General features: G+C 70.6%; 18 protein-coding genes. All 18 read right to left on the bottom strand.

The window, feature by feature from the left end; all coding sequences use genetic code 11:
- Nucleotides 1-52: 52 nt before the first annotated feature.
- The 18 genes from pyk to metK all read right to left on the bottom strand — a co-directional run bounded on the left by pyk (nt 53) and on the right by metK (nt 21,868).
- Nucleotides 53-1,498, bottom strand: a complete 1,446-nt coding sequence (gene pyk, locus OVA17_RS15605) for a pyruvate kinase (RefSeq protein WP_210075209.1) — start codon at nt 1,496-1,498, stop codon at nt 53-55.
- Between the two features lie 54 nt (nt 1,499-1,552).
- Entirely contained in the window at nt 1,553-3,019 is a 1,467-nt protein-coding gene (locus OVA17_RS15600; RefSeq protein WP_267787371.1) for a glutamate synthase subunit beta, read from the bottom strand.
- A complete protein-coding gene (gene gltB, locus OVA17_RS15595) occupies nt 3,012-7,589 on the bottom strand; it encodes a glutamate synthase large subunit (protein WP_267787370.1) in 4,578 nt (1,525 codons plus the stop codon). Before gltB ends, OVA17_RS15600 begins: the two co-directional genes overlap by 8 nt.
- Nucleotides 7,590-7,641: 52 nt before the next feature.
- Nucleotides 7,642-8,646 carry a prolipoprotein diacylglyceryl transferase gene (lgt, locus tag OVA17_RS15590; protein ID WP_267787369.1) on the bottom strand — a complete coding sequence of 335 codons (1,005 nt, stop codon included), beginning with the start codon at nt 8,644-8,646 and terminating at the stop codon, nt 7,642-7,644.
- A gap of 10 nt (nt 8,647-8,656) precedes the next feature.
- Nucleotides 8,657-9,448: a tryptophan synthase subunit alpha gene (trpA, locus tag OVA17_RS15585; protein WP_267787368.1), complete on the bottom strand. Its 792-nt coding sequence runs from the start codon at nt 9,446-9,448 to the stop codon at nt 8,657-8,659.
- Nucleotides 9,445-10,788, bottom strand: a complete 1,344-nt coding sequence (trpB, locus tag OVA17_RS15580) for a tryptophan synthase subunit beta (RefSeq protein WP_267787367.1) — start codon at nt 10,786-10,788, stop codon at nt 9,445-9,447. The genes trpA and trpB overlap by 4 nt, the downstream gene beginning before the upstream one ends.
- Nucleotides 10,785-11,564: an indole-3-glycerol phosphate synthase TrpC gene (trpC, locus tag OVA17_RS15575; protein ID WP_267787366.1), complete on the bottom strand. Its 780-nt coding sequence runs from the start codon at nt 11,562-11,564 to the stop codon at nt 10,785-10,787. The genes trpB and trpC overlap by 4 nt, the downstream gene beginning before the upstream one ends.
- The gene (locus OVA17_RS15570; protein ID WP_103209588.1) at nt 11,564-11,794 is read right to left on the bottom strand and encodes a DUF6704 family protein; all 231 of its coding nucleotides are present in this window, start codon (nt 11,792-11,794) and stop codon (nt 11,564-11,566) included. The genes trpC and OVA17_RS15570 overlap by 1 nt, the downstream gene beginning before the upstream one ends.
- Before the next feature lie 241 nt (nt 11,795-12,035).
- Complete coding sequence (locus OVA17_RS15565) at nt 12,036-12,623, bottom strand: Trp biosynthesis-associated membrane protein (protein ID WP_210075195.1); 588 nt, start codon at nt 12,621-12,623, stop codon at nt 12,036-12,038.
- Nucleotides 12,623-12,961 carry a phosphoribosyl-AMP cyclohydrolase gene (gene hisI, locus OVA17_RS15560; protein WP_267787365.1) on the bottom strand — a complete coding sequence of 113 codons (339 nt, stop codon included), beginning with the start codon at nt 12,959-12,961 and terminating at the stop codon, nt 12,623-12,625. Before hisI ends, OVA17_RS15565 begins: the two co-directional genes overlap by 1 nt.
- The gene (hisF, locus tag OVA17_RS15555) at nt 12,958-13,722 is read right to left on the bottom strand and encodes an imidazole glycerol phosphate synthase subunit HisF (RefSeq protein WP_267787364.1); all 765 of its coding nucleotides are present in this window, start codon (nt 13,720-13,722) and stop codon (nt 12,958-12,960) included. The genes hisI and hisF overlap by 4 nt, the downstream gene beginning before the upstream one ends.
- On the bottom strand, nt 13,722-14,564 hold the full coding sequence (hisG, locus tag OVA17_RS15550) for an ATP phosphoribosyltransferase (protein WP_210075190.1): 843 nt from the start codon (nt 14,562-14,564) through the stop codon (nt 13,722-13,724). The genes hisF and hisG overlap by 1 nt, the downstream gene beginning before the upstream one ends.
- 46 nt (nt 14,565-14,610) lie before the next feature.
- Nucleotides 14,611-14,874 carry a phosphoribosyl-ATP diphosphatase gene (locus OVA17_RS15545; RefSeq protein ID WP_094732978.1) on the bottom strand — a complete coding sequence of 88 codons (264 nt, stop codon included), beginning with the start codon at nt 14,872-14,874 and terminating at the stop codon, nt 14,611-14,613.
- Between the two features lie 652 nt (nt 14,875-15,526).
- Nucleotides 15,527-16,198, bottom strand: a complete 672-nt coding sequence (gene rpe / locus OVA17_RS15540; RefSeq protein ID WP_267787363.1) for a ribulose-phosphate 3-epimerase — start codon at nt 16,196-16,198, stop codon at nt 15,527-15,529.
- 82 nt (nt 16,199-16,280) lie between these two features.
- Complete coding sequence (locus OVA17_RS15535) at nt 16,281-17,651, bottom strand: transcription antitermination factor NusB (RefSeq protein ID WP_210075187.1); 1,371 nt, start codon at nt 17,649-17,651, stop codon at nt 16,281-16,283.
- Complete coding sequence (gene fmt / locus OVA17_RS15530) at nt 17,648-18,565, bottom strand: methionyl-tRNA formyltransferase (protein WP_267787362.1); 918 nt, start codon at nt 18,563-18,565, stop codon at nt 17,648-17,650. Before fmt ends, OVA17_RS15535 begins: the two co-directional genes overlap by 4 nt.
- 50 nt (nt 18,566-18,615) lie before the next feature.
- Nucleotides 18,616-20,598, bottom strand: coding sequence for a primosomal protein N' (locus OVA17_RS15525; RefSeq protein WP_267787361.1), 1,983 nt, complete (start codon nt 20,596-20,598; stop codon nt 18,616-18,618).
- Nucleotides 20,599-20,674: 76 nt separating this feature from the next.
- On the bottom strand, nt 20,675-21,868 hold the full coding sequence (gene metK, locus OVA17_RS15520; RefSeq protein ID WP_267787360.1) for a methionine adenosyltransferase: 1,194 nt from the start codon (nt 21,866-21,868) through the stop codon (nt 20,675-20,677).
- Nucleotides 21,869-21,912: the final 44 nt, after the last annotated feature.

Genomic DNA, 21,912 nt, shown 5'->3' with positions numbered 1-21,912 from the left:
GGTGGGAACGCGAAGACGCGCGCCGGGCGGACCCGGCGCGCGCCTTCGAGGGTCAAACCTCTTTGTAGACCGGGGCCGCGCCGTGGACGGCGTCGCCGACGCGGTGCACGCGCAGGTCGTTCGTCGAGCCAGCGATTCCGGGAGGGGAACCCGAGATCACGACGACCTTGTCTCCCACCTCGGCCAGCTTGTGGCTCAGGAGATAGTCGTCGACCTGCAGGAACATCTTGTCGGTGTGCGACACGTGCTCGACCAGGGTCGAACGCACACCCCACGTCAGCGCGAGACGACGGCGGATGCCGGGCTCGGGCGTGAACGCGATCATCGGGATGGTCGATCGCAGACGCGACATGCGACGCGCCGAGTCTCCCGACTCGGTGAAGACGCAGAGGAACTTCGCCTCGACGAAGTCGGCGACCTCGACGGCGGCGAGGGTGATGGCGCCACCCTGCGTGCGGGGCTTGTTGGTCAGGGGCGCGATGCGCTCCAGGCCGTGCTCCTCGGTCGAGGCGACGATGCGGGCCATGGTCTCGACGACCACGACCGGGTAGTCGCCCACGCTGGTCTCACCCGAGAGCATGACCGCGTCCGCGCCGTCGAGGACGGCGTTGGCGACGTCGCTGGTCTCGGCGCGCGTGGGAACCGGGCTGGTGATCATCGACTCGAGCATCTGCGTCGCGACGATGACGGGCTTCGCCATGCGGCGGGCCAGCTCGACCGCGCGCTTCTGCACGATCGGCACGGCCTCGAGCGGCAGCTCGACGCCGAGGTCGCCGCGGGCGACCATGATGCCGTCGAACGCGTCGATGATCTCTTCGAGGTTGTCGACCGCCTGCGGCTTCTCGATCTTGGCGATGACGGGCACGTAGCGTCCCTCTTCGGCCATGATCTCGTGCACGCGCTCGATGTCTTTCGCATCGCGGACGAACGAGAGGGCGATGAGGTCGGCGCCGGCGTTCAGGCCCCAGCGGAGGTCCGCCTCGTCCTTCTCGCTCAGGGCGGGGACGTTCACGGCCACGCCGGGCAGGTTGATGCCCTTGTTGTTGGAGACCGGGCCGCCGACGATGACCTTGGTGGTGACGACGGTGCCGTCGGTCTCGACGACCTCGACGCGGACCTTGCCGTCGTCGATGAGCAGGAAGTCGCCGGGGCGAACGTCCTGGGGCAGGCCCTTGAACGTGGTGCCGACGATCTCCTTGGTGCCGAGGATGTCCTCGATGGTGATCTTGAAGATGTCGCCGGGAAGCAGGTCGTGAGGGCCGTTCTCGAACTTGCCGAGACGGATCTTCGGGCCCTGCAGGTCGACCAGGGCGGCGACCGGGCGTCCGGCGTCTTCCGCCGCCTTGCGCACGTTGGCGAAGTTGGCGTCGTGCACGGAGTAGTCTCCGTGGCTCAGGTTCAGGCGGGCGACATCGACGCCGGCGTCGATGATGGCGCGAACCATCTCATACGACGACGTGGCGGGCCCGAGTGTTGCGACGATCTTGGCGCGTCTCATCCGGTTTCAAGCTCCGTGAAATTTTCGGGAAGTGGCCGATCGGCCCTTGCCAGCTTAGGCGGGCAGGAGGCCGATGGCGACATCGGTCGGGCGCACCGGTGCGGGTAGCACCGTCTCGCCCATGAGGAACGTGTCGACCTCGGCGGCGGCCGCGCGGCCTTCGGCGATGGCCCACACGATCAGGGACTGTCCGCGACCGGCGTCGCCGGCGACGAACACTCCCGGGGTGGTGGTGGCGTAGGTCGCGTCGCGTTCCACGTTGCCGCGGTTCGTGAACTGCGTGCCGAGCTGGCTCTCGAGGTGCTCGCGCTCCGGGCCGGTGAAGCCCATCGCGATGAGCACCAGGTCGGCCGGGATCTCGCGTTCGGTGCCGCTCTTGGGGACGCGTCGTCCGTCGACGTACTCGGTCTCGGCCACGCGCAGGGCGCGCACCTCTCCCGCGGCGTTGCCGAGGAACTCCACGGTCGAGGCGAGGAAGGAACGCTCTCCGCCCTCTTCGTGAGCGGATGCCATCTCGAAGAGGTTCGGCATCATCGGCCAGGGCTGCTCGGCCGGGCGCTCGGACGGGGGCTGCTTGCCGATCGCGAGGTTGGTCACGCTCAACGCGCCCTGACGGTGCGCCGTGCCGATGCAGTCGGCTCCGGTGTCGCCGCCGCCGATGACGACGACGTGCTTGCCCTCCGCCGTGATCTGGTGCGGCACCTGATCGCCCGCGACGGCCTTGTTGCCCTCGACGAGGTATTCCATGGCGTAGTGCACCCCGTCGAGGTCGCGGCCCGGGATCGCCAGGTCGCGCGGCACGGTGGAGCCGGTCGCCACCACGACGGCGTCGTAGCGGGCCCGCAGGTCGCTCCACGACACGTCCTTGCCGATCTCGACGCCGGCGCGGAAGCGCGTGCCCTCGGCCTGCATCTGGCGAAGGCGCAGCTCGAGGTGGCGCTTCTCCATCTTGAAGTCGGGGATCCCGTAGCGCAGCAGACCGCCGATGCGGTCGTCGCGCTCGAACACCGCAACGGTGTGACCGGCGCGCGTGAGCTGCTGGGCGGCGGCGAGGCCGGCGGGGCCGGAGCCCACGACGGCGACCGTCTTGCCGGTCAGGCGCTCGGGCGGCTCGGGCTCGACCCAGCCGTTGCCGAACGCCTCGTCGATGATCGAGACCTCGACCTGCTTGATCGTCACGGCCGGCTGGTTGATGCCGAGCACGCACGAGCTCTCGCACGGCGCGGGGCACAGCCGACCGGTGAACTCCGGGAAGTTGTTCGTCGCGTGCAGGCGCTCGATCGCCGCGCGGCCCTCGCCGCGCCACGTGAGGTCGTTCCACTCGGGGATCAGGTTCCCGAGCGGACAGCCCTTGTGACAGAACGGGATGCCGCAGTCCATGCACCGACCGGCCTGGCGCTTGATGACGGCCGAATCACCCGGCTCGTACACCTCTTTCCAGTCCATGATGCGCACCGGCACCGGCCGGCGCTGAGGGAGCTCGCGCTCCGTGACCTTGAGAAAGCCCTTCGGGTCAGCCACCCGTCACCTCCAGAATGCGCTTCCAGACGACGTCGCCGTCGGGGTCGAGCCCCTCGGTGACCGCCTCCTGGCGGGTCTGCAGCACAGCGGCGTAATCGCGCGGCAGCACCCGGACGAAGTTGTCCACCTCGGCCTCGAAGTCGTCGAGCAGACGACGGGCCAGCGTGGAATCGGTCTCTGCGACGTGCTTCTCGAGCAGGTCGCGGAGGATCTCGGCATCCCCCGATCCGAGGGAACCGAGCTCGAGTTCACCGGATGCCATGGCCTCGCGGTTCACCAGATCACGGTCGAGCTTGTAGACGTAGGCCTGGCCGCCCGACATTCCGGCGCCGAGGTTACGACCCGTGGCGCCGAGGATCACGGCGAGGCCGCCGGTCATGTACTCGAGCGCGTGGTCGCCCACGCCCTCGACGACCGCGGTGGCACCCGAGTTGCGGACGAGGAACCGCTCGCCGACGACGCCGTTCAGGAACATCTGCCCCTGCGTGGCGCCGTAGCCGATGACGTTTCCGGCGATGACGTTCTCGGATGCCGCGAACGTCGAGCCACGGGGCGGGCGGACGACGATCGTTCCTCCCGACAGGCCCTTGCCGACGTAGTCGTTCGAGTCGCCCTCCAGACGCAGCGTGATGCCTGCGGGCATGAACGCGCCGAACGATTGTCCGGCCGAGCCCGTCAGACGCACGTCGATGGAGTTCTCCGGCAGACCGTGCTCGCCCCGCGCCTTGGTGACGTGGTGGCCGAGCATGGTCCCCACCGCGCGGGCGGTGTTGCGGATCGGCAGGTCGATCGTGAGCTGACCGCCGTTGGCGATGACGTCCTGCGCGCGCTCGATGAGCTGTACGTCGAAGTGGTCCTCGAGCTCGTGGTCCTGGTTGCGGGCGTGGCGGCGCGGCTCGTCCTCGGCGAAGCGGGGTCCTTCGAGGATCGGCGACAGGTTGAGGCCCCGAGCCTTCCAGTGCTGGATCGCCTCATTGGCATCCAGCAGCTCCGAACGTCCCACGATCTCGTCGATCGAGCGGAAGCCCATCGCGGCGAGGTACTCGCGTACCTCCTGGGCGATGAACTCCATGAAGTTGATGACGTACTCGGCCTTGCCGGTGAAGCGTTCGCGCAGCACCGGGTTCTGCGTCGCGACGCCCACGGGGCAGGTGTCGAGGTGGCACACGCGCATCATGATGCAGCCCGAGACGACGAGCGGGGCGGTGGCGAAGCCGAACTCCTCGGCGCCGAGCAGCGCGCCGATGATGACGTCTCGCCCGGTCTTCATCTGCCCGTCGACCTGCACGACCACGCGGTCGCGCATGCCGTTGAGCATGAGCGTCTGCTGCGTCTCGGCCAGACCCAGTTCCCACGGGGTGCCCGCGTGCTTGAGCGAGTTCATCGGGCTCGCGCCCGTGCCGCCGTCCTGGCCCGAGACCAGGATGACGTCGCTCAGCGCCTTGGCGACACCCGCCGCGACCGCACCGATGCCCGATTGGCTGACGAGCTTCGTGTGGATGCGAGCCGAGGGGTTGGCGCGCTTGAGGTCGAAGATGAGCTGCTTGAGGTCTTCGATCGAGTAGATGTCGTGGTGCGGCGGCGGCGAGATGAGCCCGACGCCGGCGGTCGCGTGACGCGTGCGCGCCACCCACGGGTACACCTTGGTCGGCGGCAGCTGACCTCCCTCGCCGGGCTTGGCGCCCTGCGCGAGCTTGATCTGGATGTCGTCGGCCTTGGTGAGGTACAGGCTCGTCACTCCGAAGCGACCGGATGCCACCTGCTTGATGGCGCTGCGGCGCTCGGGGTCGAGAAGGCGGTCGACGTCTTCTCCGCCCTCGCCGGTGTTCGACTTGCCGCCGATGCGGTTCATCGCGACGGCGAGCACCTCGTGCGCCTCTTTCGAGATCGAGCCGTAGCTCATGGCACCGGTCGAGAACCGCTTGACGATGGCCGAGACCGGCTCGACCTCGTCGATGGGCACCGCGGGGCGGGTGCCGGTGCGCAGCCCGAAGAGACCGCGGAGGGTCTTGAGCTCGTGCGCCTGGTCGTCGATCAGCTGCGTGTACTCGCGGAAGATGTCGTACCGGCGCTCGCGCGTAGCGTGCTGCAGACGGAACACCGTGTCGGGGTTGAACAGGTGCGGGGCCCCGTCGCGGCGCCACTGGTACTCGCCGCCGGTCCACAGCCGCTCGTGCGCCCGCGCCGCCGCGTCCTGCGGGTAGGCGTACTCGTGGCGTGCGGCGTTCTCGGCCGCGATGACGTCGAGGCCCACACCGCCGAGCTTGGTCTCGGTGCCGGTGAAGTAGGCGTCGATGAAGTCGCGCGACAGGCCCACGGCCTCGAACACCTGGGCGCCCGCGTACGACGACACCGTCGAGATGCCCATCTTCGACATGATCTTCAGCACGCCCTTGCCGAGCGCGTAGATCAGGTTCTTGACGGCCTTCTCGGGGGTGACGTTCGTGATGAAGCCGGCGCGCACGAGGTACTCGACGGTCTCCATCGCGAGGTACGGGTTGACCGCCGACGCGCCGTAGCCGATGAGGGTCGCCACGTGGTGCACCTCGCGCACGTCGCCGGCCTCGACCACGAGACCCACCTTCATGCGCGTCTCTTTGCGGATGAGGTGGTGGTGGACGGCCGCGAGCATGAGCAGCGACGGGATCGGGGCCAGATCCTTGTTCGAGTCGCGATCGCTGAGCACGATGAACTCGGCGCCGTCCTCGATGGCCTGGTCGACCTCGGTGCACATCTGCGTGAGGCGCTTCTGCAGCCCCTTGTGCCCGGCCTCGACGCGGTACAGGCCGCGGATCGTCACCGACGACCGCCCCGGCAGGGCCGTGTCGATGTGCTGGATCTTGGCCAGCTCGTCGTTGTCGATCACGGGGAAGTCGAGCGTCACCGTGCGGGTGTGCTCGGGACCCCAGTCGAGGAGGTTGCGCTCGGGGCCGAGACCCAGCGACAGCGAGGTCACGACCTCTTCTCGGATCGAGTCCAGCGGCGGGTTGGTGACCTGCGCGAACTGCTGGGAGAAGTAGTCGAACAACAGGCGCGGGCGGTCGCTGAGCACCGCGACGGGGGCGTCGCTGCCCATCGCGCCGAGAGGTTCGGCACCCCCCTGGCCCATCGGCGTCAGCAGGATGCGCACTTCTTCTTCGGTGTAGCCGAAGGTGCGCTGTCGACGCGTGATCGAGGCGATGGGGTGCACGATGTGCTCGCGCTCGGGCAGCTCGCTGAGCTTCACCCGACCCTTGTCGACCCACTCGCCCCACGGGTGGAGGGCGGCGAGGTCGGACTTGATCTCCTCGTCGTCGACGATGCGGCGCTCGGCGGTGTCCACGAGGAACATGCGACCGGGCTGAAGGCGTCCGCGGCGCTTGATGCGCTCCGGCGCGAAGTCGAGCACGCCGGTCTCCGAGCCGATGACGACGAGGCCGTCGGTGGTCTCGGTCCAGCGCCCCGGACGCAGGCCGTTGCGGTCGAGGGTCGCACCGACGAGGGTGCCGTCGGTGAAGATGAGGGCGGCGGGTCCGTCCCAGGGCTCCATCTGCATGGAGTGGAAGTCGTAGAAGGCGCGCAGGGCGGGGTCGATCGTCGCCTGCTTCTCGTACGCCTCGGGGACCATCATCATGATCGCGTGGGGCAGGCTGCGGCCGGTGAGGGTCAGCAGCTCGAGGACCTCGTCGAAGGATGCCGAGTCGCTGGCGCCCTCGGTGCAGATGGGCAGCAGCGGGCGCACGTCGCCGATCAACTCGGACTCGAGCTGCGACTGGCGAGCCCGCATCCAGTTGCGGTTGCCCTTGACGGTGTTGATCTCGCCGTTGTGCGCGAGCATGCGCAGCGGCTGCGCGAGCGGCCACGACGGGAAGGTGTTGGTCGAGTACCGCGAGTGCACGACCGCGAGCTCGGATGCGAAGCGCTCGTCCTGCAGGTCGGGGTAGAACGGCTCGAGCTGGAGCGTGGTGACCATGCCCTTGTAGCCGAGCGTCCGACTCGACAGCGAGACGAAGTACGCCTCGAGCTCGTGCCGCGCGCGCTTGCGCAGGCGGTACACCCGACGGTCGAGCGCGATGCCCGAGAGCGCCGGCTGGTCGCCCGTGGCGGGGCGTGAGACGAAGAGCTGCTCGAATGCCGGGCGGGCCTCGTAGGCGAGCTTGCCGAGGTTCTCGTGCTCGACCGGCACCTCGCGCCAGCCCAGCACCTCGAGGTTCTCGTGGCGCGCGATCTCTTCGATCCCCGCCTTCATCGCGGCGCGCTCGTCGTGGCCGAGCGGCAGGAACACCATTCCGGCGGCGTACTCCCCCACCGGCGGCAGGTCGAAGCCGACGACCGCGCGCAGGAACGCGTCGGGCATCTGGGTCAGGATGCCGGCACCGTCACCGGTGCCCGCGTCGGAACCGATGGCACCGCGGTGCTCGAGGTTGCGCAGCGCCGTCAGCGCCAGATCGATGATGTCGTGTCCGGCTTCGCCGCGGAGAGTGGCGACCATGGCGAGGCCACAGGCGTCTTTCTCGAACGACGGGTCGTACATTCCCTGGCGGGCGGGGAATGCGCCTCCGACGGTGTCGGAACGCAGGCTGGAAGCCATATCAACCGTCCTCACGTTGATGCTTCGAATGGGACGACGTCGGCCCAGGAAATTAGTTCGTGGCGGGGCTGCTTGTGGCGCTGGTGCCGACGGTGTCGCTCGTCGCGGGCGGCTCGCTCACGTCGACGAAGTCAGAGGGGTCGCCTGAGTCTACAGCCCCCGAAGCCTTCGATTCGCGCCCGGGCACGTACGGCGACGGCTCGTAGCCGTGGTGACGACGCGACTGCACGGCGAAGATGACGATGCCGAGGATGACGCCGAAGATGGCCGCCCACACGTTGGTACGCAGGCCCAGGATGATGTCGCTCGGGTCGACGCGGATGGATTCCCAGACGATACGGCCCGCGGAGTACCAGACGAGGTAGATCGCGAACTGCTTTCCCCACTGCAGGGTGAAGCGCTTCCCGACGTACAGGATCACCGCGGCGCCGAGCAGGTTCCAGATGACCTCGTACGCGAAAGTCGGCTGGAAAAGCGTGCCCGATGGCAGTCCGACGGGGATGGCCGGGTTGCCCGCGGCGATCTCGAGGCCCCACGGGAGGTCGGTGGGCTGGCCGAAGAGCTCCTGGTTGAACCAGTTGCCGAAGCGGCCCATGGCCTGGGCGATGATCAGGCCGGGAGCCAGCGCGTCGGCGAAGGTCCAAAAGCGGATGCCGGTCCATCGGCATCCGATGATGGCGCCGATCGCACCGCCGATGAGGGCGCCGTAGATGGCGATGCCGCCCTCCCAGATGGCCCAGACGGAGCCCGGCTGCGTGATGTTCCACGGGTTGGAGCCGGGGCCGAAGTAGAAACCGGCGTGCGTGGCCACGTGGTAGATGCGTGCGACGACGATCGCGAGCGGAACCGCCAGCAGGCAGATGTCGATGACGACCCACTTCTCGGCACCCCGACGCGTCAGGCGCGCGTTGGTCAGGAAGACCGCGACGATGATGCCCGCGACGATGCACAGGGCATAGAAGTGGATGCGGAGCGGACCGAGGTCGACGTACGAGATGGTCGGGCTCGGGATGCTGGCGAGCACGCCGGAGGCGGCGCTCGAGAGGGCGAACGTCATGGGTTCGAGTCTAGGCGCGCCGCGCGGTGCCCGCAGACAGCTCGCGCGCGAGGGTCGACAGACCCTCGACGCCGCCGTCGCGGAGCGCCTTGACCAGCGCGGTGCCCACGATCGCTCCGTCGGCGTACTCGACGACACCGGCGACCTGCTCGGCGTTCGAGATGCCGATGCCCACGCACGCGTGCTTCGCGCCGAAGGATCGCAGGCGCTCCACGAGCCCGCGGGCCGCGGCATCGAGCTGCGCCCGCTCCCCCGTGATGCCCATGGTGGACACCGTGTACACGAAGCCCGTCGATGCCTCCACGATCATCTTCAGACGCTCGTCCGACGAGGTGGGGGCGGCGAGGAAGATCCGGTCGAGGCCCGAGCGCTCGCTCGCGGCGATCCAGACAGCTGCGGCGTCGGGGGTGATGTCGGGCGTGATGAGCCCCGCCCCGCCGGCCGCGACGAGTTCGTCGGCGTAGCGGTCGACGCCATACTGCTCGACGAGGTTCCAGTAGGTCATGACGAGGATCGGCACGTCGGTGCGCGCGGTGACCTCCCGGATGATCGTGAAGAGATCGCGCATGCGGAACCCGTTGGCGAGCGCCGTCTGCGTGGCCTCCTGGATCACCAGACCGTCCATCACCGGATCGCTGTAGGGAGGTCCGAGCTCGATGACGTCGGCACCTGCTTGCGCGAGGGCGACGATCGCTTCGACGCTCGAGGCGACGTCGGGGTACCCAGCGGGGAGGTACCCGACGAAAGCGCCGCGCCCTTCGGCGTGGGCGGCCTCGATCGCCGCGGAGACGCGCGAGGTCACAGCTCGACCCCGGCACCGCTCGCGGCATCGGGTGCGGTGGTGACGCCGACGGGAGAGCCGGGAGCGGATGCCACGGCCTCTGCCGCGCGCGTCTGCGGGGCGCCCTCGGGCGACGGCGGAGCGTGCTCGGCGTCGTACAGGTCGAAGTAGCGGGCGGCGGTGTCCATGTCCTTGTCGCCGCGCCCCGAGAGGTTGATGGCGATCACGGCATCCGGGCCCAGCTCGCGACCGACGCGGAGAGCGCCGGCCAGGGCGTGGGCCGACTCGATCGCCGGGATGATGCCCTCGGTGCGAGAGAGCAGGCGCAGGGCCTGCATGGCCTCGTCGTCTGTGGCGGGGATGTACTGCGCGCGGCCGATGTCGGCGAGCCACGCGTGCTCGGGACCCACGCCCGGGTAGTCGAGTCCGGCCGAGATCGAGTGGGACTCGATGGTCTGGCCGTCTTCGTCCTGCAGCACATAGGTGCGCGCGCCGTGCAGCACGCCGGGACGACCGCGCTCGATGGAGGCGGCGTGCTGGGGGGTGTCGACGCCGTCGCCGGCGGCCTCCACTCCGTAGAGGGCGACGCCCTCGTCGTCGAGGAACGCATCGAACATGCCGATCGCGTTCGAGCCGCCGCCGACGCACGCGAAGACGGCGTCGGGGAGACGGCCGAGGCGCTCGAGGAACTCGGCGCGGGTCTCTTCGCCGATGATCTTCTGGAAGTCACGGACCATCGCCGGGAAGGGGTGGGGGCCGGCGGCCGTGCCGAAGATGTAGTTGGTCGTCTCGACCGAGGCGACCCAGTCGCGGTACGCCTCGTTGATCGCGTCCTTGAGGGTGCGCGACCCGGTCGTGACGGGGATGACCTCGGCGCCGAGAAGACGCATGCGCGCGACGTTGAGAGCCTGGCGCTCGGTGTCGACCTCGCCCATGTAGACGACGCACTCGAGGCCGAACAGGGCGGCGGCCGTCGCGGTGGCGACACCGTGCTGGCCGGCGCCGGTCTCGGCGATCACACGGGTCTTGCCGAGACGTTTGGTGAGCAGCGCCTGCCCCAGCACGTTGTTGATCTTGTGCGAGCCGGTGTGATTGAGGTCTTCGCGCTTGAGGAAGACGCGTGCGCCGCCGGCGTGCTCGGCGAAACGCGGTACCTCGGTGAGCACCGACGGACGGCCCGCATAGTCGTGCAGCAGAGCGCGCAACTCGGCGTGGAACTCGGGATCGGCCATGGCCGACTCGTAGACCGCGGTCAGCTCGTCGATCGCCGCGATCAGCGACTCGGGCATGTACCGGCCGCCGAAGTCGCCGAAGAACGGCCCCTTCTGACCGCGAAGATTCTGGGTGGGAGCGGTGGTCATGTCGTCTCCTGGAGGAACGCACGGAGCGTGGCGACCGGGTCGCCGGTCACGAGAGCCTCGCCCACGAGCACGACATCGGCACCCGCAGCACGGTAGTGCGCGACGTCGGCGGGAGCGAGGACCGCGGACTCGGCGATCTTGATCGCATCGGCCGGGAAACGATCTGCGAGAGAGCCGAACAGATCGCGGTCGAGCTCGAAAGTGGAGAGGTTGCGGGCGTTGACGCCGATGAGCTTGGCGCCCAGCTCGGACGCACGCTGGAGTTCGTCGGCGGAGTGCGTCTCGACCAGCGCGGTCATGCCCAGGTCGGTGACCAGGCCGTAGAGCTCGGCGAGCGTCTTCTGCTCGAGGGCCGCCACGATCAACAGCACGAGGTCGGCGCCGGACGCACGCGCCTCGAGCACCTGGTAGGGCGTCGCGATGAAGTCCTTGCGCAGCACGGGGACGCTCACGGCCGATCGCACGGCCTCGAGGTCGGCGAGACTGCCCTTGAACTTGCGACGCTCGGTGAGAACCGAGATCGCGGACGCCCCGCCCTCTTCGTACAGGCGGGCCTGGCGAGCGGGGTCGGGAATTGCCGCGAGATCGCCGCGGGACGGGCTCGCGCGCTTGACCTCGGCGATGATCTTCACGCGGTCGGCGGGGGCGAGCATCGCCAGCGCCGACCGCGCAGGCGTCTGTGCGAGAGCATCGCGCTCGACCTCGGCGAGGGGGCGCGACTGGGCGCGTTCCTCGGCGTCTTCTACCGCCCCGGCCGTGAGATCGGCCAGTGCCATCAGTGAGCCTTCGGGTTGGACTTCGCGCCGTTCGCGCCGTAGCCGGCCTTGGTCATGGCCCAGCCGACGATCGCGCCGACCAGGAGCAGACCCACCGAGGCCCATACCAGGACGGGCATGTCGAGCCAGAAGAACAGCGTGCCGAGCGTGAAAGCGACGAGCATGATGATCACGGCCGTCCAGGCGGCGGGCGAGTGTCCGTGGCCGGGGTCGCCGATGGGGTTGCTCATGGGGCTCCTTACAGTCGCGCGCGAGCGCGGGGGAAAGCGTCCGATCAGTCTACCGAAACGCGGGTGCGGTCCCCGCGCCGACGTCTCGATGTCGCGACGTCTCGTGGTTCTGCCGGGCAGACGCCTGCGCGAGCGGAACGGCGCCGTCAGGCAGGTGTTCGTCGTGAGGGGTCCCGGGACCGAGGGACACGGGACGCCCGGGTGTCGGCGACCCCGGCGGGAGCCGGGAGCGTGCGGAACCTCAGGCGGTCGGGTCGTCGCCGCGCGAGAGGTCGTCCCACGAGTCGATCGCGTCGTGCGGGCGGCCTGTCTCGGCCCCCGCCTCGGTCGCGGTGCGGTACTTGCGGCTCGCCCCCGACGCCCAGCGGCGCGCGGTGACGAGGGTGAACAGGGATGCCGCGAGCAGAACGATCTGCGCGAGCAGCGTCACCGTCGGCCACGGTGTCAGCGCCAAGCTCGAGACGAGGGAGGCCACGGCATCCGTTCCCGAGATACCCGTCGCATCGGTGACGGTCGCCGCCGTCGCCGAGACCGGGGTCGCGAAGAGGATCTGCGCGGTGCCGACGCCGAGGAAGACCGCGATCAGCACGCCGAGTGCGCCGAAGACGTAGCGCAGCACGGGCCCGACGATCGAGAGGGCGGCGCCCAGGGCGAGAGCGGCGAGGCTCAGCGGCGTGAGGACCGGCAGCGCTTCGGCCCCCGGGACGGCCAGGGTCTGCTGGGCGCCGTCGTCGAGGGTGACGTCGATCCAGGTCTGCGTCGAGGCGATCACGCAGATGGCTCCGGCCAGGAGCATCGCCAGCACCGCCGAGGAACGGGCGCGACGCATCAGCGCTCCCCCACGACCGGCTGCAGGTCGTCGGCGTCGAAACAGGTGTGGTCTCCCGTGTGGCATGCGGCACCGATCTGGTCCACCTCGATGAGCAGGGTGTCGCCGTCGCAGTCGAGACGCGCCCCCCTGACGAGCTGGATGTGACCCGAGGTGTCGCCCTTGCGCCAGTACTCCTGGCGCGAGCGCGACCAGAAGGTCACACGGCCGGTGGTGAGCGTGCGGTTCAGGGCCTCGGCATCCATCCACCCCACCATGAGCACCTCGCGGGAGTCGAACTGCTGGATCACCGCGGCGACCAGGCCGTCGGCGTCGTACTTCACGCGGTCGACGCTCATCGGCGCACCTCGATCCCTTCGGCCGCCATGGCGTCCTTGACCTGTCCGACGCTCAACTGACCGGAGTGGAAGACGGATGCCGCGAGCACGGCGTCGGCGCCGGCCTGGATCGCCGGGGCGAAGTGCTCGAGCGCGCCAGCTCCTCCCGACGCGATGACCGGGACGGCGGCGACCTGGCGCATGAGGCGGACGAGTTCGAGGTCGAAGCCCTGCTTCGTGCCGTCGGCGTCGATCGAGTTGACGAGCAGCTCGCCGGCACCGCGCTCGACGGCCTCGCGCGCCCATTCGAGGGCGTCGAGGGTCGTCTCGGTGCGGCCGCCGTGGGTGGTCACCACGAAACCCGAGGGGGTGGATGCCGAGCGCTTCACATCGAGCGAGAGCACGATCACCTGCGCGCCGAAGCGGTCGGCGATCTCGCCGACCAGGTCGGGGCGCGCGATCGCGGCGGAGTTCACGCCGATCTTGTCGGCGCCGACCGCCAAGAGCCGCGCGACGTCATCGGCAGAGCGCACTCCCCCGCCGACCGTCAACGGGATGAAGACCTGTTCGGCGGTGCGGCGGACGACATCGTACGTCGTCGATCGCTCGTCGACCGTGGCGGTGACGTCGAGGAAGGTGACCTCGTCGGCACCCTGGTCGAAGTAGAGCTTCGCGAGCTCGACCGGGTCACCCATGTCGCGCAGGTCGAGGAAGTTCACGCCCTTCACGACGCGGCCGCCCGCGACGTCGAGGCACGGGATGACGCGACGCGCGAGGGTCATCAGAGCCTCGCGGCGAGGATCTCGGTGACGAGGATCGCGCGTGCGCCGATCGCGTAGAGCTCGTCCATGACGCGGTTCACGTCGCGGCGCGGGCTCATCACTCGCACGGCGACCCACTCGGGGTCGCGCAGCGGCGAGATCGTCGGGGACTCGAGGCCGGGAGCGACGGCGATGGCCTGGTCGACGAGGTTCGCGGGAAGGTCGTAGTCGACGAGGACGTACTTGCGCGCGGCCAGCACGCCGCGCAGGCGACGCAGCAGCGTCTCGGTGCCCTCGACCTCGTTCGGACCCGAGATGAGGACGGCGTCGCTCTCGAGGAGCACCGGCCCGAAGATCTCGAGCCCCGCCTGACGCAGCGTCGTTCCGGTCGAGACGACGTCGGCCACGGCATCCGCGACACCGAGCTGGACGGCCGACTCGACGGCTCCATCGAGCGGGACGATGTCAACGGCGATGCCGCGCTCGTCGAGGAACGCATCGACCAGCCCGGGGTAGGCCGTGGCGACGCGGAGACCCTCGAGGTCCTGGACGTCGGTGAAGCGACCGGGACGACCGGCGAAGCGGAAGGTGGAGCCGGCGAAGCCGAGCGACTCGACCTCGCGCGCGCCGGGCATGCGGGCGTCGAGCAGCAGGTCGCGGCCCGTGATGCCGACGTCGAGCGCTCCGGAGCCGACGTAGGTCGCGATGTCGCGCGGGCGGAGGTAGAAGAACTCGACCTCGTTGGCGGGGTCGACGGTGTACAGGTCTTTCGAGTCGCGTCGTCCGGTATATCCGGCCTCCGAGAGCATCTCGGCGGCGGTCTCGGCGAGCGACCCCTTGTTCGGCACGGCGATTCGCAGCATGACGGGGGCTTTCGTGTGGGGTGAGCTGTGGGAGGCGGGGCGTGGCTCAGAGATGTCGGTAGACGTCCTCGAGCGACAGGCCCTTCGCGAGCATGAGCGTCTGCAGGTGGTAGAGCAGCTGCGAGATCTCCTCGGCCGCGGCCTCGTCGGACTCGTACTCGGCGGCCATCCACACCTCGGCGGCCTCTTCGACGATCTTCTTGCCGATCGCGTGCACGCCGGCGTCGAGTTGCGCGACGGTGCCCGACCCCTCGGGTCGCTCGACGGCCTTGGCGCTGAGTTCCGCGAACAGGTCGTCGAAGGTCTTCACCTGTCCAGGGTATCGGGTCGGCGGGGGTGGGGCTGTCCGCCCGGGCGTCGGGGTCCCGGCATCCCGGTGCTCTCACGCATAAACGCTCTGCGCGCGCATAAACGCGGGGAGCGCGTGTTTGTGCGCGTGGATCGTGTTTATGCGTGCGGGGTGCGGGCGGCGGGCCGCCGCGCGGGGTGCTACGCGCAGGGCGTGGGGCGTGGGGCGCTGGGCGCAGTGCGTGGGGCGGTGGGCCGGCGTGGGGCGTGGGCAGTGGGCGGGCGCGGGTGCGGGCCGGCGCCGGATGCGGCCGGAGCGGGCTCCCGGGCGCGCATAAACGCTCTCCGCGCGCATAAACGCGGGGAGCGCGTGTTTGTGCGCGTGGATCGTGTTTCTGCGTGCGTGAAGCGGGCGGCGGGCCGCCGCGCGGCGCGGGGTGCGGGCGGTGGGCTGGCGCGGGGCGCGGGGCGCGGGTGGTGGGCCGGCGTGGGGCGTGGGCGGTGGGCTGGCGCGGGTGCGGGCCGGTGCCGGATGCGGCCGGAGCGGGCTCCTGGGCGCGCATAAACGCTCTCCGCGCGCATAAACACGGGGAGAACGCGTTTTCACGCGCGCAGAGCGTTTATGCGTGAGATGCGGCCTGGCCCGGAGCCGGCGGACCGAGCGGGCGCGACCGTCAGTGGCGGTGGCGGGCGGCGGTGGCGCGGAGGGACTGGATCGCGCGGTCGGGGTCATCGGCGCCGAAGACGGCGGAACCGGCGACGAAGGTGTCGGCCCCCGCCTCGGCCGCCTGCGCGATGGTCGACTCGCCGATGCCGCCGTCGACCTGCAGCCACACGCTCGAGCCGCGGCGCTCCGCCTCGTCGGCGAGGGCGCGGAGCTTGGGCATGGTCTCGGGCATGAACGACTGGCCGCCGAAGCCGGGCTCGACGGTCATGACGAGGATCTGGTCGAACTCGTTCAGCGACTCGAAGAGGTTCTCGACGGGCGTGCCGGGTTTGACCGCCACTCCGGCGCGAGCGCCGATCGAACGCAGCCGGCGGGCGAGGGCGATCGGGGATGCCGCGGCCTCCAGGTGGAAGGTCACGGAAGCGGCCCCGAGCTCGGCGTAGTCCGGTGCCCAACGGTCGGGGTCGTCGATCATGAGATGAACGTCGAGTGGGACGGGGCTGGTCTCCTGGATGCGGCCGACCATCTGGGGACCGAAGGTGAGGTTCGGCACGAAGTGGTTGTCCATCACGTCGACGTGCACGAAATCGGCACCCGCGATGCGCGCGAGCTCGGCCTCCATGTTCACGAAGTCGGCGGCGAGGATGCTCGGGTTGATGCGCGGGGCGTCGGTAGGCACCCGACCATTATGGGTGCGCGGCTGTCGCTCCCGGCGGGGGCGCGGCAGCAGGTTCCGGCTACGCACGCGCGGGAAGTCGGAGTCAGCGCTTTCGGAGCAGGGCGATCGACATCGCGTCGGTGCCGTGGCGGTGGGGCCACAGCTGCGCGCGGAGCGAACCGTCGGCCTGCTCGGGCAGATCGATCTCGTCCTGCGCGATCGAACGCACCACGGCGCGGGCATCGAGCTCTTCGGCCGCCTCGCCGAGCGCGCGCTTGACCTCGGCGAGCACCCCCGAGGTCTCGGCGAGGTGCGGCGAGCACGTGACGTACGCCACCACCCCGCCGGGCTTGAGTGCCTCGAACGCCGCGAGCACGAGCTCCTGCTGCAGGGCGGTGAGATCCGGCACGTCGGCGGGGGTCTTGCGCCACCGGGCCTCGGGACGACGACGCAGCGCGCCGATCCCCGTGCACGGGGCGTCGACGAGGATGCGGTCGTACTCGCCCGGCATCCGGGCCGCGCGAACGCGCCCGTCCTCTTCGCTCACCTCGACCTCGAGGGGGACGGATGCCACGGCCTGGCGCACCAGTCCCGCTCGGGCCGGCGCGATCTCGTTGGCGTCGAGGTGCGCGCCGTGCGCCAGCGCCTCGGCCGCGAGGAGCGCGGTCTTGCCGCCGGGGCCCGCGCACAGGTCCAGCCACCGCTCCCCCTCTCGAACCGGCAGCGCTCGGCTGAGGGCCAGCGCTGCGAGCTGAGAGCCTTCGTCCTGCACGCGGATACGGCCGTGCGAGGAACGGATGAGGCCTTCGGGGTCTCCCCCGCGCGTGGTGAAGGCGGTCGGAGCGAATCTCGTGGCGGTCGCGTCTTCGGGTACCTCGGCGAGGCCCGGCAGGGCGATCATCGCGACGCGCGGGGCGACGTTGTCGGCTTCGAGCAGTCCCTCGAGCTCGTCGGCGCGGCCCTCGGCGGTCAACGCGCGGCGCAGCGCCCGCACGATCCATACGGGATGCGAGGTGGTCAGGCCGATGCGTTCGTCGTCGCTGCGGGCGCCGGCGGCGATGCGCTGCATCCACTCTCCGGGGTTGTCGCGCGAGACGCGGCGCAGGACCGCATTCGCGAAGCCCGCAGCCCCCTTGCCGCCGCCGTGACGGCGGGCGAGCTCGACCGATTCGTTCACCGCGGCGTGGGAGGCCACGCGGGTCGAGAGCAGCTGGTGCACACCGAGGCGCAGGGCGTCGAGGACCGCGGGGTCGATGCGGTCGACCGTGCGGTCGGCGGCCACCGCGATGATCGCGTCGTACGTTCCGCGTCGACGGAGGGTTCCGTAGGTCAGCTCGGTCGCGAGTCCGGCGTCCTTGGCATCCAGCCGCTGTCGAGCGATCGCGTGCGGCAGCAGGAGGTTGGCGTAGGCCTCGTCCCCCGACACTGCCCGCAGCACCTCGAAGGCGACGGCGCGTGCTCCCTGCACGCTCATGCGCCCAGCACCGGTTCGCTCGAACGCAGGCCCCGGAACCAGTCACCGGCGGGCATCGCGCCCTTGCCGGACGGCTGGACCGTCTCGAGGCGGAGAGGAGTGGTCCCGGTGCCGACCAGAACGTCTTTTCCGGATGCCACGACCCGGCCGGGCGGCAGCGGCGGGGCCTCGGCGGGAGTCGCGCGCAGCACCTTGAAGCGCGCCCCCTCGAGCGTGGTGTGAGCGCCGGGCTCGGGGGTGACTCCGGCGATCTGGTGCAGGAGGCTCTCGGCATCCCGCGTCAGGTCGAGGGCGCCGTCTTCGAGCGTGAGCTTGGGGGCCAGGGTGGGGTCGCCCTGCTGTGGAACGGCGACCGCGGAGCCGTCGGCGATACCGTCGACGACACGCGCGAGCAGGGGGGCGCCGATCTCGGCGAGGGAGTCGAGCAGGTCGGCCGAAGTGGCCCCGGCAGGGATGTCGTAGCGCTCTTCGGCGAACACGTCTCCGGCGTCGAGCGCGGCCACCAGCTGGAAGACGCTCGCTCCCGTCGCCGTGTCACCGGCCATGAGGGCGCGCTGCACGGGGGCCGCGCCGCGCCAGCGAGGCAGCAGGGAGAAGTGCAGGTTGATCCACCCGTGCGCGGGGGTCGACAGCAGCGGTTCGCGAACGAGACCGCCATAGGCCACGATCACACCCAGCTGGGCGTTGAGGGCGGTGATGCGTTCGGTGACGTCGGCGTCGAGCCGGTCGGCCTTGATGATCGGGATGCCGAGCTCGGCGGCCGCCTGCGCGACCGGTGACGGCGTGAGGACGCGCTTGCGCCCGAGCGGGGCGTCGCTGCGGGTGACGACAGCCGCGATCTCGTGCGGGCCGGATGCCAGGGCTCGCAGCGACGGGACGGCGACGGCGGGTGTGCCGGCGAAGACGAGGCGCATGGGTCTCCTCAGACTCTCGGGAACGGACGGACGGGGTGGGGTGCCGCCGCTCAGAGGTCGGGCTCGGGGATGTCGAGGCGGACTCTGAGCGTACTGCGCGGCTTGGGGCCGCGATCCTTGCGCGACTTGCGCGCCCGGAGGGCATCGGCAATGACCCCCGCGCGCAGCGCATCGGCCACGGCGCGACCGTGGGCGTAGTCGAAGCGCACGAGGGCGCGCGAGGTCGAGGTGTCGGGGTCGGCGGAGGTGTCGACCGGGCCCAGGATCGCGAGAGCGTCGAGGTCGGGCACGCTCTCGCGCAGCGACTCGAGCAGCACGTCGACGCTCCGGGCGTGTCCGTCGACGCTGGCCACGCGCACGGCCGGGGGCATGCGCAGGGGAAGCCGCTCGAGCAGTTCGGCGCGGGCGTAGGCGGGCTGGGTCCAGGTGGCGAGGGCCCGGGCGACGGGGCCGGCGACTCCCACGAGGTGCACCGGAGCGCCAGGGGCGGCGAGGGCCGCGGCATTCGACCACCAGCGCAGACAGTGCTCGGCGATGCGCAGGGCCTCGTTCTGCAGCATCCGGTCGCCGTCGAGCAGGATGACGGCGCGATAGCCTCCGCGAGCGAGGGGCTCCGCGCCGCGCGTGGCGATCACCAGAGCGGGGGCGGCGTCGACCTCGGCCACCGGGTGGGCGCCGTCGGCGACGATCACGCGCGTGTTCGGGAAGGCTCGGCCGAGCTCGTCGGCGGTGCGCTCGCTGCCCGAGGAGGCCATGCGCAGCTTGGTCGAGCCGCAGTGTCCGCACGCCCAGGCGTGGGCGCTGCGGCCGCACCAGGCGCACACGGGAGTGGCGCCGGGCCGGGCCGCGCGCAGGGGGCCCGCGCAGTGCTGACAGCGCGCGGGGCGCCGGCAATCGGCGCACACGAGAGAGGGCGCGTACCCGGGACGAGCGACCTGCACGAGCACCGGACCGTGCTGCAGAGCCTCGCGAGCGGCGGCGAACGCCGACGACGGAACGCGCGACTGCCGCTGTTCTCCCTCTCGCGTCGCGCTGAGCACCACGCGCGGGCTCGGCCTGCGCGTCTGCGGGATGTCGCGGACGTATCCGACCTCGACCAGCCGCTGGACGTCGGTGGTGCGGGTGTGCCCGGCGAACAGCAGGGCCGAGCCCTCGATCTCCTGGCGCACGAGGGCCGCATCGCGCGCGTGGACACCGGGGGCGAGGGGCTCGGCGAGAAGCGTGTCGCCGTCGTCCCAGATCGCCACGAGCGCGGTGTCGTGCGCGGGGGCGTAGACGCCCGAACGGCGGCCGACGACGATGCACGGCACCGGAGCGAGGGTGCGGAGGTACTGCGCATAGCGAGCCGGGCCGGACTGGTCGGAGTCGTCGCGGACGATGGCATCCGGGCTCACGAGTTCGCCCAGCGCCGCCATGAGCTGCGCCTGGTCGCGGTAGTCGGGGACCACGAGCACGGCGCTGCGCCCGCGGGCGAGGGTGTGCACCGCGGCGGACGCGAGGAGGTCGGCCCAGGCTCCGCGCGGCAGTTCGGCGTGCGGATGGGGAGGCGCGTCGAGGGCGATCCGCTCCCCCGCGTCGAGGGCGGCGGCCAGGCCCGCGTACGGAGCGAGGGTCGCCGTGGCGCGCTCGAGGGCGGCGGGAACGACCTCGGGCGGGGTGGGTGCGGGGGCGGCAGCCCACGCCTTCTCGGCGCGGACCATGCGTTTGGGCACCGCGAGGCGCAGCACGTCGCTCACCGACCCCGCCGCACGATCGGCCACCCGCCGCGCCAGCGTGTAGAGCCGCTCGGGCAGCACCGACATGGGCGAGACGACCGCCTCGACCGCTGACAGCGGTCTCTCCGAGCCGTCGTCGGCCACCACGTCGATGACGAAGGCGTCCATCATCCTCCCCGCCGAGCGCAACGGCACCTTGACCCGGACGCCCGGGGCGATGTCGGCGACCAGCGGATGAGGGACGGCGTAGTCGAATAGCCGGTCGAGCTGCGGCACGGGCGACTCCAGCTGCACGCGCGCCACGCGACGCTCGCTCACGAGGAGACTCCCCCGCCGTGAACGCCGTCGCGCGGGAAGACCTGTGGGCGGGCGGAGCGCACTCCCCCGGTCACCGTCAGAGTCCGGCGGCGGTACGCAGCTCGTCGACGCGGTCGGTGCGTTCCCACGTGAAGTCGGGCAGTTCGCGGCCGAAGTGACCGTACGTCGCGGTTCGAGCGTAGATCGGCCGCAGCAGGTCGAGCTGGTCGACGATCGCGGCCGGACGCAGATCGAACACCTCGCGGATCGCGCGCACGATGGCCTCGTCGGTGACGTGTGCGGTGCCGAACGACTCCACGTACAGGCCCACGGGGTTGGCCTTGCCGATCGCGTAGGCGACCTGCACCTCGAGCCGGTCGGCGAGACCCGCGGCGACCGCGTTCTTCGCGACCCATCGCATGGCGTACGCCGCCGAGCGGTCGACCTTCGACGGGTCCTTGCCGCTGAAGGCGCCTCCGCCGTGGCGCGACGCGCCGCCGTAGGTGTCGATGATGATCTTGCGGCCCGTGAGGCCTGCATCGCCCTTCGGGCCGCCGATGACGAACGGACCGGCGGGGTTGATGTAGTACTTCACGTCGGGCAGTTCGAGGCCGGTCTCGGCCAGCACGGGGTCGATGACCGCGGCCTGCACCTCGGCGCGCAGGTCTTCTTGCGAGATGTCGGGGTGGTGCTGGGTCGACAGCACGACGGAGTCGACCGTGCGGGGCACGAGGCCGTCGTAGCCGAGGGTGACCTGCGTCTTGCCGTCGGGGCGCAGGAACGGCAGCGATCCGTCCTTGCGGACGGATGCCAGACGTTCGGCGATGCGGTGGGCGGTCCAGGCGGCCATCGGCATGAGCTGGGGGGTTTCGTTGGTGGCGAAGCCGAACATGATGCCCTGATCGCCGGCACCCTGGAGGTCGCGCGGGTCGACGGAGCCGCGCTCGCGCTGCTCGAACGCCTTGTTGACGCCCGCGGCGATGTCGGACGACTGCGCCCCGATCGAGACGGAGACGCCGCACGACTCACCGTCGAAGCCGGTGTCGCTCGAGGTGTACCCGATGCGGTTGACCACGTCGCGAACGATCGCCGGGATCTCGACGTAGGCGCTCGTTGACACCTCGCCGGCCACGTGCACGAGGCCCGTCGTCACGAGCGTCTCGACGGCCACGCGACCGGTGGGGTCCTCGGTGAGGATGGCATCGAGGATGCTGTCGGAGATCTGATCGCAGATCTTGTCGGGGTGACCCTCGGTGACGGACTCGGACGTGAAAAGGCGCAGGTCGGTCAAGGCGACTCCGGAGAAGTGTGGGGCGGGGATGGGCACAAGTATGC

The sequence above is a fragment of the Microbacterium sp. SL75 genome (assembly GCF_026625865.1).
In the GTDB taxonomy this organism is placed as follows: Bacteria; Actinomycetota; Actinomycetes; order Actinomycetales; family Microbacteriaceae; genus Microbacterium.
This window is presented reverse-complemented; position numbering and strand designations above follow the sequence as displayed.